This window comes from Phyllobacterium sp. MT110 (genome assembly GCF_058792715.1).
The window spans coordinates 14,690-27,655 of record NZ_JBXAFE010000006.1; the positions used below are offsets into that span (position 1 = coordinate 14,690).

The following is a 12,966-nucleotide window of genomic DNA, read 5'->3' on the forward strand; positions in this document are numbered from 1 at the left end:
AAGCGATGAAGTATTCGGCATGTATCGAGTGGTTGTTCGCTCCCGAGTCGCCTGATTTCGCCAACCGCATCCGCTTGGCAAGGGATGCCGGGCTTGACGCGGTCGAGTTCTGGAAATGGACTGAGAAGGACATACCGGCTGTCGAAAAGGCATTGGCGGAAACAAAACTTGCGTTGTCCAGTCTCGTCGCGGAGCCAATGATTCCGCTGACCGATCCTGCGTCCCATGATGCCTTTCTGGTTGGTCTGCTGGCCAGCGCCGAAATGGCAAACCGGCTGGGTGCCAAGGTGCTCATCGCGCAGGCCGGGGATGATCTTCCGGGCCGCACCCGCGCCGAACAACATCAGGCCTTGGTCGATTGCCTGACACAGGCGGCCGATGTGCTGGCTGGAACCGGCGTTGTGCTGGGGCTTGAACCACTCAATACGCTCATCGACCACAAGGGCTATTTTCTTCATTCAACGGTTGAAGGTCTTGATATTATCGATGAAGTAAACCGTCCGGAAATCCGCATTGTCTACGATATCTACCATTCTCTCGTCATGGGAGAAGCGACGGCAGAGGTGCTCAAAGACCGGATCGACCGCGTTGCCCATGTCCATATTGCTGACCATCCCGGCCGCAATGAACCCGGCAGCGGCACACTGGAATTGTCAAAATCCCTGCATTGGCTGTTTGACAACGGCTACAATGGATTTGTCGGGCTGGAGTACCGGCCAACCGCCGACACACAATCGAGTCTGGAGAGGACGCTCCGCACACTTGGCCCACGTTAGAGGCGTGTTTTGCTATTGAAGTGCTGAGGGGGAAGCGGGTAAGCATGGATCGATCCTTGCTTCCTGCCTGCTGGCCATCAACGTATCGTTTTTGGCAACACCAAAGAGCGGATCAGACATGAAGGATGCCGATATCCATGACCGATCCGCGCAAACGCCACACCCTGCCAACCATTGCGGATGTCGCCGAACTGGCGGGTGTCTCCCGCGCCATCGCGTCCCGTGCGCTGTCAAGTGAACCGAGACCCGTCTCGGCTGACAAACGGGAGCGGGTACTGGCAGCGGCCGCCAAGCTTGGCTTCAAACCCAACCTCCTGGCGCGCAGCCTGACGACAAAGACCGTCAATCTCGTTGCCGTCATCGTCAACCACATCCATGATCTCTCGGATCTCGACCTGTTCGACCTCCTGATCAGCCAGATCCAGTCCATCGGCAAACAGGTGATCTTTGTTCGCGTCGGCTCGGCCGAGCGGATAGACGAATTCCTGCGCAACGGCATTGCCTATCACGTCGATGCAGCCCTCGTGTTCTCGGATTTCGCCGATGCGGAAACGGTGCGGAAAATGTTCCGCAACGACAGCGTCCTGATGCTCAATGGCATGCGGGATGTGAGCTCTCCCGCCATCATTCCCGATGAGCAGGTGGGGATTGCCGCAGCGGTCACGGATGCCCGGAACAAGGGTGTGCGCAGTGCGCTCCTCGTGACAGGCCGGTCCGCCTCGCCGGTTGAACAGACACGCATCGCCGTCTACAAATCGGAACTGCAGCGCCAGGACATCAGGCTGGTCGCTGAACTGCGCGGCGACTATTCCTACCAGAGCGGCCGCCATGTGGCATCCTCGTCCGATTGGCAAACAGCGGACGCGGTGTTCTGCACATCCGACGCGATGGCCATGGGTGTTCTCGATGTGCACCGGAACGACTTTCCGGACAACCGGCCGCGGACATTCCGTCTCTACGGCTTCGACGACGTGACCCTGGCGGAATACGAGGCCTATCCGATTTCATCCATCGGTTACGACAAGGCCGCCTATATCGATGAAATCCTGAAGTTTCTGCGGGAACCTGCGCTGTTCAACGCGGGCGAGAAACTCATCCAGGTGCCGACCTACTTCGTCGCACGGTCAAGCTCCTGATCAAAATGCAAAGGCCGGGAACGATGCCCGGCCCTTGCCTTGAAACTACCAGAGCGGCGTCAGCGCCGGCGGGTTGGATTTTTCGCCCCACCACTTCTTGTAATTCGCATCATAGGCGCCGGACTGGATGTAGTCGGAGACGAACATGTCAAGCCAGCGGACGAATTCCGGATCGCCCTTGGCAACGGCAATGCCGATCGGATCGTTGGAATAGAGGCCGGCCAAGGTTACCAGATTGTCGTTCTTGGTGGCGAGATAGTCGAGCAGCGACGAGTCTTCGATGGCCGCAGCGACACGCTTCTGCTGCAGGAGCAGCACGCCATCGGGCGAGAAATTGTCGGTATAGACCAGTTCCGCCGTCGGCACGCTCTTCTTCAGGAAGCTTTCGCCTGTCGTGCCGCGGCCGACAACCACCTTCTTGCCCGCCAGGTCTTCCAGCTTGGCGATGCCGGCATCCTTCTGCACGATGACGCGCAGGCCGGCCCGGTTGTAGGGAATCGAGAAATTGACGGTCTTGGCGCGTTCCAGCGTCGCGGAGGTATTGGCCACCACGATATCGAGCTGACCGGAGACCAGCATGGACACGCGGGCATCGCCGGAAACGTCGGTGAACTCGACGGGAACGCCAAGCTTGGCCGCCAGCATGGTTGCCACATCGACGTCATAGCCGACCGGATTGTTCTTGTCGTCGCGGAAACCGATGGGCTCGCCGCCCAGCGACACGCCGATGCGGACCTTTCCCTGCGCGCGAATATCATCAATCTTCCCGGCATGCGCCATGCCGGTAAAAGCCAGTGCACCGGTCAGCGCGAGCGCCGCCAGTTTTCCAATGAACCGTTTCATGAATGTCCCCTTTGTGTTGTTTGTTGCGGATCATATTTTCGGGCAAGCCGGCGTTCGGGTTCCTCCATCCCGGCTTCCCAGAACCAGTATTTGATTTCATCGTCGCAGCGGAAACTTGCCACGTCGTGATTGCCCTTGGCGTCGATGGCATGAATGACGACACCCGCGAGAAATCCGGTGGTCAGCTGTGCGAGGTCTTCCATCGCCATATCGACCGCTGCCCGCAACGAATGGCCGAAGCGCATGGCGAGCACGATGCTGCGGGCCGTGCCGCAGCGGATGGTCATTTCACCCGTATGGGTGCAGGCGGCGGCGCCGTAGCGGCTGTCGGCATAGAACCCGGCACCGGCGATCGGCGAATCGCCGAGGCGCCCCGGATATTTCCAGGCCCAGCCCGAGGTGGAGGTGACCGCGTGAATGCCGTTGGCGGAATCCTTCGACAGGAACACCGTGGTATCGCGGACGCGCTCCGGATCGGTAATGGTGCGGCTCAAGGGGGCGAGCGGAATATCTGGAAAGGCTGCCAGCTCCTCCGGCGTCAATTCCTTCTGCAGCCTCTCCCACCAGACGCGTTTGCTGTCTTCATATAACGTTTCATCGAGGGGAAAGCCGATTTCCGTGGCAAAACGGCGGGCGCCATCGCCGGTCAGCATGACGTGCGGTAATCGTTTCATCACCGCATGCGCGAGCGCTGCGACGGGCAGCGTATCGGGAACGGCGCCGACGGCGCCAACATCCCGCGTCGTGCCATCCATCACGCCCGCATCGAACTCCATGCGCCCGAGCATGTTGGGCCAGCCGCCATAGCCCACGCTGCGGACCTTCACTTCGCGCTCGACTTCGCTGATACCGGCGACCATGGCGTCAAGGCCATGCGCCTCCTGCTTGAGGAGCTCGACGCTCCTGGCAAAACCCGGCCAAGCCTCGTTGTTCGCAATCAGGATCATTATCAGTCTTTACGCATTTTGGAGAGAAACTGGGCGATGCGTGGCTTGGCCATGCCGCCATCGGCTGCAAAGAATTCAGCTGTCGGCAGGTCGACAACGAGCTGTCCCTTGTCGAGAAAGACGATCCGCGATGAGATCGTCCGGGCAAACTCGATTTCATGCGTGACGAAAACCATCGTCGTTCCGTCATGAGCGAGCTTGGCGAGAATGGCCAGCACATCCGACGTCATCTCGGGATCGAGCGCACTGGTGATTTCATCGAGCAGGAGATAGCGCGGCTTCATGGCGAGCGCCCGGCAGATACCGACACGCTGGCGCTGCCCGCCGGACAGTTGCGCCGGGAATGCATCGGCACGGGCACTCAGGCCAACGGAGTCCAGAAGTGTGTGCGCATCGGCTTCCGCCTGCTTGCGCGGTATTTTCAGCACTTCCACCGGTGCCAGCGCAATGTTCTGCACGGCCGTCATGTGCGGATAGAGATTGAAAAGCTGGAAGACCGTCGCCGACCGCTTGCGGGCTTCCGACAGCTCCTTCGGACGGGAAACGTCGAAATCATCAATGGTGATGCGCCCGCCATCGAGTTTCTCCAGGCCGTTCATGCAGCGGATCAGGGTCGATTTGCCCGAGCCGCTGGAGCCGAGAATGGACACGACTTCACCGCTATGCACATCAAGGTCTATTCCGTCGAGCACGGTCGCAGAACCAAACGCCTTGCGTACTCCTCTTACGCTGATCATTTCACAGACCTTTCCATGCGGTGTGCGCCCTCAACCGCTTCTCCAGCTTAGCTCCGCCAAAGGCAACGAGCTTGGCCATGACATAATAAAGCCCGCCCACAACAGCCCAGACGATGAATGGTTTCAGCGTGCGCAGATTGAGAATGTTGCCGATCTTCGTCAGGTCCACCACGCCGATCACCGATATCAGTGATGTCACCTGCAGCTGGTTTACCAGAAGACCGGTCAGCGGACCGATGGCAAAGGCCATGGCCTGCGGTGCGATGATGCGGCGAAGAATTTGCCAGCGTGACAGACCGAAAACCCGGGCGGCCTCGATCTGGTCGCGGCCGATGGACTCGATCGCCGACACGGCAATGACATAGACGAATGCCGCCGTATTGCCCGACAGCGTGATCACCGCGGCCTCGACCGGCGTTACATTGATCTTGGCAAAAGCAGGCAGGCCGAAGAACACGAGAAACAGCTGGACCAGAACCGGGGAATTCTTCAGCACTTCCGCGACGATAGCCACGACCTGCGCCAGCACGGGAATGCGATAGAACCGGATGACGGCCCACAGAGAGCCGATGAAAAGGCCGATGATTGTCGTTGCCAGGAAAAGCGCGAGGGAAACACCTAGCCCCTGCGCGAGCAGGACGATGTCATAGGAGGTGAACGCCGTATAACGCATCAGGCGGCCTCTGTCTGATCACGGTTGAGATAGCGATGCAACGCGCCGATGGCGAGCGAGACCAGATAGGTCAGGCAGGCATAGGCGACGAGCAGAACCGCATAGATTTCAAAGGGCCGGAATGTATCCGATGCCACGATCTTGGCCGAACCGGTCAATTCGTTCAGCGTGATCGTCGAGAGGATCGACGATGTCAGGATGAGATTGATGAAAACCGAACCCAGGGGCCGCACCGAGGTCCTCAAGGCAATCGGCATGACGATCTTGCGGAAGATCGTCGGTTTGGAAAGCCCGCTGACTTCGGCCGCTTCCAGGATGCCGGGATCGATCGACAGGATTCCGGACCTGATCACATCCGAGGTAAAAGCGCCGCCCGCGATGGAAAGTGCAATGACTCCCGTGGTGAACGCATCGATATAGATGCCGATCTCCGGCAGGCCGTAGAAGAAAAAGAAGAGCTGGACGATGAACGGAATGTTGCGGAACAGATCGACATAAATGTACGCAATGCGGGAGAGAACCGGCGACGCGGATGTGACCAGCGCTGCAACGACCGTACCAATGCACAGGCTGCCGGCAAGCGCCAGCACGCAAGCCTCAGCTGTCAGGACCGCACCTTTCACGAGGAAAGGAATGTGCGGTGCCAATATGGTCAGATCAAAGGTCAAACGTCCGTCCGGCACAAAGTGAAACCGGTTTCAGTTTTGCCTATCGCAAGGATGCTGTCAAGCGGTGGCAGCAGAAAAATGAAGTGTAGCTTAGGCCAGGAACTCGGCCCGATGCGGCGAGAAGCTGTCGATCAGGCGACCCCTTTCCAGCGCCTTGACCCCATGGACGAGATTGGACGGAACAATGAAACTGCCGCCCTGCTCCAGCACCTGGCTGACGCCATCGATGGTGACTTCGAAGCGTCCTTCTGCAACATAGCTCGCCTGGATGTGCGGATGCGAATGCAGCGAGCCGACGGCATCCTTTTCGAACTGCACTTCCACCAGCATCATTTCCGGCAGATAGGCCATGATGCGTCGGCTGACGCCGGGCTCGGTCCTGGTCCAGTCAGCGGCATCTTTTGCAACAAACAGAATATGATCAGCCATGTTCACAATTCCCGGTAGCGAGAGACCGGCAACAGACGGTCCCGATGATTGGCATTGTGACCAGAAGCAAGGGGCGCGGTCAACCAGTCGACCGCGCCGCTTTCACCTAAGCCGCCAGACGGCGGCGATTGGCGATTTCAGCCAGCTTGAATGCACGCTCGAGGCAATCCGCCTGCTCATTGGCAAACCGGTTCTCGACGATTTCCATGATCAGCATGGTATCCGGCAGGAACGTCAGCTCCTCGAAGATTTCTTCCCAGGGAATGTCGCCCCAACCGATCGGCAGATGCAGGTCGCCAATGCCAAGCGCCGTTGCTTCAGCCGGATGATAGAATTTGGTCATGCTGTTGTAAGGACGGCCAAAGCTGTCATGCACATGCAGATGCCCCGTGACCGGTGCCATCGCCTTGATCTGTTCGCGCCAATCGAGACCAAGCCGCGTGCTCTCGATGTAGGCATGGCTGAAATCGATCAGGCCGCACACATTGGCACTGCCGATGGTCCGTACGGTTTCGCCGACCTGTGCCGGTGTTTGGCGGTATTCCGCATCGGTGACAGCGAAAATGTTTTCCAAGGCAATCCGCACGCCGTAACCCTTGGCAACCTCGGCCATTTCGGCAAGCGCATCGCGCTCCATCCGGTCGAGATCGGCAATGTGTGACTGTGCCGGCATTTTGGCACTGCCGCTGTGATGCACGAGGATACCCGCTTCAACGCGATTGCACAGTTCCAGCATCGCGCGGACCACGGCCTTCTGATACTCCAGGCGCTCGCGGTCCATGAAATTGGAGACGATCTGACCGTGCACACTGTAGCGCAGATCGAACTGACGGGTGATCGCGGTCAGGCGTTCGGCGCGTCCCGGGATAATCCGGCCGCCCGATATGATTTCCTCGCCATAAAGCGACAGCTCGGCAGCATTGGCACCGAGACCGGCAATGGTGCGAAGGGCATCTTCCAGCGTGTCAAAATTGCCCTTGCCCGTGTAGGTGCAAAAGCCAACGGCGGAAATGGTTGAATCCGAACTCATGTTTGATCCTTTCAAGTCGGGTTATGCGGCCACTGTTTTCGGAGCTGGTTGGCGCGTCGCTGCCGGAGCATCATCAAGGCGCAAACCGGTTTCCTGCGAAAACAGGTGAATATGTTCAGAGGGCAACTGCAGACCTGCAACCGCGCCTTGCTCGAAGAACTGATCTTCCTCAACTGACACCGCAAAGCTCAGCCCGTCAATCTCGACGTGAACGATCCGGCCTGAGCCGAGCTCTTCGATGAAATCGACATTGGCCGGAACGCTGTTCACGGTACCGGCGGGAACGAGACGGCAATGTTCGGGGCGGATTCCGACGGAAACCGCGGTCCCCGCGTTCTGGCCGCCAAGCACCGGATCGATTGCCTGCGCAATGCCGTCCAGCAGCACATGATCGCCGCCGGCAGCGATGGTCGTGTCGAAGAAATTCATCGCCGGCGAGCCGATGAAGGTTCCGACAAACCGCGTGCGCGGACGGTGGTAGATTTCAAGCGGCGTGCCGACCTGTTCCACATGACCCTTGTTCATAACGATCAGCTTGTCGGCCAAGGTCATCGCCTCCACCTGATCGTGGGTGACAAAGACAGAGGTTGCCGACAGGCGCTTGTGCAGGCGGCGGATTTCCACCCGCATCTGCACGCGCAGCTTGGCATCAAGATTGGACAGCGGTTCGTCGAACAGAAACACCTTCGGTTCGCGGATGATCGCGCGGCCCATGGCAACGCGCTGCCGCTGGCCGCCGGAAAGCTGTGCCGGTTTACGGTCGAGCAATTCTTCCAGCCCGACGATCTTGGCTGTTTCCGCAATCCGCCGGTCGCGCTCGGCACGCGGAACACCGGCAACCCTTAGGGCATAGCCGATATTGGCAGCGACGTTCATATGCGGATAGAGCGCGTAGTTCTGGAACACCATCGAGCAACCGCGATCGCGCGGCTCGAGATTGTTGACCACCTTGCCGTCAATTGAAATTTCGCCTGATGTAATCTCTTCAAGACCCGCAATCATGCGCAGCAGCGTAGACTTGCCACAGCCGGAGGGTCCGAGAATGACGACAAACTCGCCGGATTTGAAGTTCAGGTCGACGCCATGCAGGATCTGTGTGCTGCCATAGGTCTTGCGCACATCCTTGATGTCAATTTCAGCCATTGCTACTTCCTTTATTTCTCGGTCGAGACCAGGCCACGGACAAACCAGCGTTGCAGGACGGCAACGACGACCAGGGGTGGCAACATGATGATGAGGGCGCCTGCCATGGAGACATTCCATTCAGGCAAGGCATTGACGGACGGCACCAGCGCACGCATGGCGACCATGGCCGTCTGATAGCTGGCATCGGTGGTCATCAGCTTGGGCCAGAGATACTGGTTCCAGGCATAGACGAACATGATTGTTGCCAGCGCCAGCATATTGGTGCGCGACAGCGGAAGCAGGATGTCGATGAAGAATCGCAGCGGCCGCGCGCCATCCATCTTGGCCGCCTCTGCCAGTTCATCGGGGAGCGTCATGTAGAACTGCCGGTAAAGGAATGTGCCTGTCGCGGTCGCGATCAGCGGCAGGACCAGACCGGAATAGGAGTTCAGCAGATTCCACTGCAGTGACAATTCGATGCCGGTGACGGTCTGGATGATCCAGCGGACGGGTTGGAACACATCCGAAGCGATGTTGTAGGTCGGGATGACGCGCACTTCGAGCGGCAGCATCAGCGTCAGAAAAACCATCCAGAAGAAGACGTGACGCAACGGGCTCTTGAAATAGACGATGGCAAAGGCGCTGAGCGCCGCCAACGCGATCTTGCCCGCCATGACCAGCAATGAGGTGATGAGGCTGTTGAACAGTGCCGGGCCGAGATTGGCACGATCCCAGGCGGCATGAACATTCTTCAGGAAGTCACCGCCAGGTGTCATGTTGAAGGGAACGGCCGTGACCTCCTGCAACGACTGGGTGGACGCCGCGAAAATCATCCAGAACGGTCCGAGAATGAGGATCAGTCCCAGGATCATGATGAAGTAGGTGACGGCATTGAGTATGGGGGTGCGTTCGATCATCGCCGGAATCCTACTTGTAATGCACGCGCCGCTCGACGAAGCGGAACTGGATGAACGTGAACACCATGATAAGTCCGATCAGGACGAGACTCTGCGCTGCAGCGCCGGAGTAATTCAGGCCACGGAAGGCTTCGCTGACGATGCGGTAGACCATGACATCGGTTGCCTTGTTGGGTCCGCCTTCGGTGGTCAGGTCGACGATGCCGTAGGTATCCGGTCCAACGAAACTCTCGGTCAGATTGAGAACCAGGAGAAAGAACAGGGTTGGTGCCAGGAGTGGGACCTGGATATCGAGCGCGCGGCGTACCGGGCCCGAGCCGTCCATGGACGATGCTTCCAGCAGGCTGCGCGGGATGGATTGCAGGCCGGCCGTCATGAAGATGAAGTTGTAGCCGATCCATTTCCACGCAAAACAGATGATGACGAGGATCATGGCATGGCTGCCGTACTTGGCGGGATTCCAGAGGTCGGGCGACCAGGTGTTCACCACCGCGATCAGACCGCTTTCCGGCGCAAAGATGAAGCGGAACGCCAGACCCACCGCCGGTGCGGCAATGGCATAGGGCCAGATGTAAAAGAACCGGAACAGGCTTGAGCCCTTCAACTGACGGTCAACACAGATCGCCAGGATAAAGGCGATAAACATGGACAATCCGGTCGCCGTGAAAGCGAAGAACAGGCTCAGGGACACGGAGCGCCAGTATTCGCTGTCGGCAAAAACGTCGCGAAAATTGTCAAAGCCAACGAAGAGACGTTCGCCCGCACCGCCAAAGGCCGGTTCAAGCGTGAAAGCCCAGTTGAAAACCGAAATAGCCGGCCAATAGAAAAAGAACAAAATGAGCAGGAGTTGCGGCAATGCAAAAAGGACGGGCAACCACCAGCTTTTGAAAACAGCGCGCTTGTTCATGAGAATATTCAATTCTGCCTGTGGGATGAAAAGGAAATGGCCCGGTGCGGTTCCGCTCCGGGCCATTTGAAAGCCTGCACTTAGTTCAGGACTTTTCCGGCATAGGTCTTTTCAAAGCGGCGCAGGATGACATTGCCGCGCTCGACAGCCTGGTCGAGACCGGCCTGCACAGTCAGCTTGCCGAAGAAGATGCCTTCCATCGCATCGGAGATTTCCTTGCGGATCTGCGGGAAGCCGCCGAGGCGGATGCCGCGGGTATTGGCGGAAGTCGGGGTGAAGGTCAGGCTGGCGATAGCCTTTTCACGGCCCTTGAAGGCTGGCTGGTCGTAGAAGCCCTTGGCTTTCATGGCTTCAAAACCTGTCTTGGTGACCGGGATATAGCCGGTGACCGTCGACCACCACTCAACCATGTCCGGCTGGGCGATGAAGTTGAGGAACGCGGCGGCGCCCTTGTATTCAGCTTCGGGGCGGTTGTTGAGAACCCAAAGGGATGCACCGCCGACCATCGAATTCTGGCGTGCCGTTCCCTTCCAGACCGGAAGCATGGTCACGTCCCATTTCGTGCCCTGCTTGATGGTCTTGCCGACTGTGCCGTGATCGGCAATCGACGACTGGATCATCTGGCAGGTTTCGGAGGTGAAGGCTGGAACAACGTCCATGCCCAGCTGCTTGGTCTTGACCACGAACAGGCCTTCATCGGTCATCTTCTTGAAGAATGTCAGATGGTCGACCAGCTTGGTCTTGTTGAGGGTAAGTTCGGCATCGAGCCCGTCATAGCCGTTGTTCTTGGTGGCGATGGGCTGGTTGTGAATGGCGGAGAACTGTTCGACCGTCGCCCAGCTGTCAAAACTGAAACCGAACGGGCAGGCATAACCGGCAGCCTTCAGCTTGCGGGCTGCGGCTTCGACATCTTCCCATGTTTCTGGCGCATTCTGGATGCCGGCCTTGGTGAAGGCATCGACATTGTAGTAGAACATCGCGGTCGACGAATTGAACGGGAACGAGTTCAGCTCGCCCTTTGCCGTCGCATAATAATTGGCGATGCCGGGGAAATAGTTGCTCCAGTCGATCTTGTAGCCATTGTCTTCCATCAGCTTCTTGGCCGGGACGAAAGCGCCCGACAGCATCAGGTCGAGCGTGCCGCCGTCAAAGACCTGCACGACAGCCGGATGCTTCTTGGCGCGATAGGCGGCAATGGCGTTCTGGACTGTTTCGGGATAGCCGTTCTGGCTGGTGCAGACGATTTCGAAATTGGCCTGGGAGTCGTTGAACTTCTTGCAGGCATCCTGCACACGCTCGCCAAGGTCGCCGCTCAGGCCGTACCAGAACTCGAACTTGACCTTCTCGGCCATGGCTGGCGTCGCGCCAAACCCGGCGGCCAGCAGCCCTGCGGCCAGACCAATTTTCACACCAAAACCCTGCATTAAAGCCCCCTGAATACGGCAATTGAGAGAATGAACCCGAGGCAGCTCTGGATAAATCCGGCTGCCTCGCTCGCGTTCAACTCTGGACGGGGTGTGTGAAAGTTTGATCGACCTTAGACGAAACTATTGTGACAATTGCTCAGCCCGGCCGCCGAGTGGCAGCCGCGCTGTGGACAGTATCTAGCGTTGGTTGCTTACAGCAAACCACGCGCGGCAAGGTTGCGCATGAGCGCCGCCATGCCGAATGTCCATTCGGGGCACTCCGTCGACAACCGGACGGTATTGGTGAGCGCACCAAGCTGCGGATTCGATATGGTGACCACATCGCCGATCTTGTGGGTAAATCCCTGCCCCGGCGTATCGCGGTCTTCGACCGGCGCAAACAGCGTTCCCATGAACAGCATGAAGCCATCCGGGTACTGGTGATGCCGTCCGGTGGTCTGGGCGACCAGATCCAGCGGATCGCGGCTGATTTCCTTCATCGTGCTGCTGCCCTTCAGCACGTACCCATCCCGGCCTTCGACCATCAGGTCAAGATCGGCATTGCGCACGTCATCGATGGAATAGGTCGCATCGAACAGCCGGATGAACGGCCCGATCGATGACGAGGCATTGTTGTCCTTTGCCTTGCCGAGCAAAAGGGCGGACCGGCCTTCGACATCGCGCAGGTTCACGTCATTGCCGAGCGTCGCGCCCTGCACCCTGCCCTTGCTGTTGACGGCGAGCACGATTTCCGGCTCCGGATTGTTCCAGCTTGAGATCGGGTGCAGACCGACCGATGCGCCCCAGCCGACGGAGGAGAGGACCTGCGCCTTGGAGAATACTTCCGCATCAGGCCCGATTCCGACTTCCAGATATTGCGACCAGACACCTTCTTCAATCAGGGCAGCCTTCACCTTGGCAGCCTCCGGCGAACCGGCTTTCAGATCGCGCAGACTGTTGCCGATGATCGGCATGATGCGTTCACGGATCTTCAGCGCCAGCGCCGGATTGCCCGCGGCCTTCTCCTCGATGACGCGCTCGATCATCGAGCGGGCAAAGGTAACACCGCAGGCCTTGACTGCCTGCAGATCACAGGGCGCGAGCAGCCGAAGCCGCGCGGCATCGGCTTCACTTTCGACGGACTGCGCCAGAATAGTATCCAGCGGTCCGAGTTCTTCTCCGGCCTGCGCAGCGACATGGGCGGCAGGCTCGTCCAGTTCCAGCAGGTCACGCATTGTCGCGGTCTGGCGTGAGGTGATGTCAAACAGGACGCCGTCGCGCACCACGACAAGGGCGGGGCCCTGCACATCGGGGCGCCAGACACGGCCAACGAAAGTTCCGGTTCTGTAGGTCTCGGTCGATAGGGTCACGG

General features: G+C 58.8%; 14 protein-coding genes. 2 read left to right on the top strand and 12 right to left on the bottom strand.

The features are described from left to right. The first annotated feature begins 5 nt into the window (after positions 1-5). Positions 6-776, top strand: a complete 771-nt coding sequence (locus AC1Q5O_RS21760) for a TIM barrel protein (protein ID WP_492565872.1) — start codon at positions 6-8, stop codon at positions 774-776. A 137-nt stretch (positions 777-913) separates the two neighbouring features. Continuing rightward, positions 914-1,912: a LacI family DNA-binding transcriptional regulator gene (locus tag AC1Q5O_RS21765; protein WP_346304890.1), complete on the top strand. Its 999-nt coding sequence runs from the start codon at positions 914-916 to the stop codon at positions 1,910-1,912. A 45-nt stretch (positions 1,913-1,957) separates the two neighbouring features. Here AC1Q5O_RS21765 and AC1Q5O_RS21770 read toward each other — a convergent pair whose 3' ends face one another. The 12 genes from AC1Q5O_RS21770 to AC1Q5O_RS21825 all read right to left on the bottom strand — a co-directional run bounded on the left by AC1Q5O_RS21770 (position 1,958) and on the right by AC1Q5O_RS21825 (position 12,964). Continuing rightward, positions 1,958-2,755: a transporter substrate-binding domain-containing protein gene (locus AC1Q5O_RS21770; RefSeq protein WP_492565874.1), complete on the bottom strand. Its 798-nt coding sequence runs from the start codon at positions 2,753-2,755 to the stop codon at positions 1,958-1,960. Then, positions 2,752-3,702 carry an isoaspartyl peptidase/L-asparaginase gene (locus tag AC1Q5O_RS21775; RefSeq protein ID WP_464663972.1) on the bottom strand — a complete coding sequence of 317 codons (951 nt, stop codon included), beginning with the start codon at positions 3,700-3,702 and terminating at the stop codon, positions 2,752-2,754. Before AC1Q5O_RS21775 ends, AC1Q5O_RS21770 begins: the two co-directional genes overlap by 4 nt. Before the next feature lie 2 nt (positions 3,703-3,704). Further along, complete coding sequence (locus AC1Q5O_RS21780; protein WP_492565877.1) at positions 3,705-4,439, bottom strand: amino acid ABC transporter ATP-binding protein; 735 nt, start codon at positions 4,437-4,439, stop codon at positions 3,705-3,707. Between the two features lies 1 nt (position 4,440). After that, positions 4,441-5,112 carry an amino acid ABC transporter permease gene (locus tag AC1Q5O_RS21785; RefSeq protein ID WP_492565879.1) on the bottom strand — a complete coding sequence of 224 codons (672 nt, stop codon included), beginning with the start codon at positions 5,110-5,112 and terminating at the stop codon, positions 4,441-4,443. Further along, positions 5,112-5,780, bottom strand: coding sequence for an amino acid ABC transporter permease (locus tag AC1Q5O_RS21790; protein ID WP_492565881.1), 669 nt, complete (start codon positions 5,778-5,780; stop codon positions 5,112-5,114). The genes AC1Q5O_RS21785 and AC1Q5O_RS21790 overlap by 1 nt, the downstream gene beginning before the upstream one ends. A 90-nt stretch (positions 5,781-5,870) precedes the next feature. After that, complete coding sequence (locus tag AC1Q5O_RS21795) at positions 5,871-6,209, bottom strand: cupin domain-containing protein (protein ID WP_492565883.1); 339 nt, start codon at positions 6,207-6,209, stop codon at positions 5,871-5,873. A 106-nt stretch (positions 6,210-6,315) separates the two neighbouring features. Then, entirely contained in the window at positions 6,316-7,239 is a 924-nt protein-coding gene (locus tag AC1Q5O_RS21800; RefSeq protein ID WP_346304895.1) for a sugar phosphate isomerase/epimerase family protein, read from the bottom strand. 21 nt (positions 7,240-7,260) lie between these two features. Further along, the gene (locus tag AC1Q5O_RS21805) at positions 7,261-8,382 is read right to left on the bottom strand and encodes a sn-glycerol-3-phosphate import ATP-binding protein UgpC (RefSeq protein ID WP_492565886.1); all 1,122 of its coding nucleotides are present in this window, start codon (positions 8,380-8,382) and stop codon (positions 7,261-7,263) included. An 11-nt stretch (positions 8,383-8,393) separates the two neighbouring features. Then, positions 8,394-9,281 (bottom strand): ABC transporter permease subunit, encoded by an 888-nt coding sequence (locus AC1Q5O_RS21810; protein ID WP_492565888.1) that lies wholly within the window; start codon positions 9,279-9,281, stop codon positions 8,394-8,396. 10 nt (positions 9,282-9,291) lie between these two features. Then, positions 9,292-10,188: a carbohydrate ABC transporter permease gene (locus AC1Q5O_RS21815; RefSeq protein ID WP_464663961.1), complete on the bottom strand. Its 897-nt coding sequence runs from the start codon at positions 10,186-10,188 to the stop codon at positions 9,292-9,294. An 80-nt stretch (positions 10,189-10,268) separates the two neighbouring features. After that, on the bottom strand, positions 10,269-11,612 hold the full coding sequence (locus AC1Q5O_RS21820) for an extracellular solute-binding protein (protein ID WP_403182703.1): 1,344 nt from the start codon (positions 11,610-11,612) through the stop codon (positions 10,269-10,271). Between the two features lie 194 nt (positions 11,613-11,806). After that, a complete protein-coding gene (locus AC1Q5O_RS21825) occupies positions 11,807-12,964 on the bottom strand; it encodes a fumarylacetoacetate hydrolase family protein (RefSeq protein WP_492565891.1) in 1,158 nt (385 codons plus the stop codon). Between the last annotated feature and the right edge of the window lie 2 nt (positions 12,965-12,966).

Coding starts and splice junctions, on each gene's coding strand:
- AC1Q5O_RS21800 (WP_346304895.1), bottom strand. CDS start 7,239: ATGAGTTCGGATTCAACCATTTCCGCCGTTGGCTTTTGCACCTACACG.
- AC1Q5O_RS21810 (WP_492565888.1), bottom strand. CDS start 9,281: ATGATCGAACGCACCCCCATACTCAATGCCGTCACCTACTTCATCATG.
- AC1Q5O_RS21785 (WP_492565879.1), bottom strand. CDS start 5,112: ATGCGTTATACGGCGTTCACCTCCTATGACATCGTCCTGCTCGCGCAG.
- AC1Q5O_RS21780 (WP_492565877.1), bottom strand. CDS start 4,439: ATGATCAGCGTAAGAGGAGTACGCAAGGCGTTTGGTTCTGCGACCGTG.
- AC1Q5O_RS21765 (WP_346304890.1), top strand. CDS start 914: ATGACCGATCCGCGCAAACGCCACACCCTGCCAACCATTGCGGATGTC.
- AC1Q5O_RS21805 (WP_492565886.1), bottom strand. CDS start 8,382: ATGGCTGAAATTGACATCAAGGATGTGCGCAAGACCTATGGCAGCACA.
- AC1Q5O_RS21760 (WP_492565872.1), top strand. CDS start 6: ATGAAGTATTCGGCATGTATCGAGTGGTTGTTCGCTCCCGAGTCGCCT.
- AC1Q5O_RS21820 (WP_403182703.1), bottom strand. CDS start 11,612: ATGCAGGGTTTTGGTGTGAAAATTGGTCTGGCCGCAGGGCTGCTGGCC.
- AC1Q5O_RS21815 (WP_464663961.1), bottom strand. CDS start 10,188: ATGAACAAGCGCGCTGTTTTCAAAAGCTGGTGGTTGCCCGTCCTTTTT.
- AC1Q5O_RS21775 (WP_464663972.1), bottom strand. CDS start 3,702: ATGATCCTGATTGCGAACAACGAGGCTTGGCCGGGTTTTGCCAGGAGC.
- AC1Q5O_RS21795 (WP_492565883.1), bottom strand. CDS start 6,209: ATGGCTGATCATATTCTGTTTGTTGCAAAAGATGCCGCTGACTGGACC.
- AC1Q5O_RS21770 (WP_492565874.1), bottom strand. CDS start 2,755: ATGAAACGGTTCATTGGAAAACTGGCGGCGCTCGCGCTGACCGGTGCA.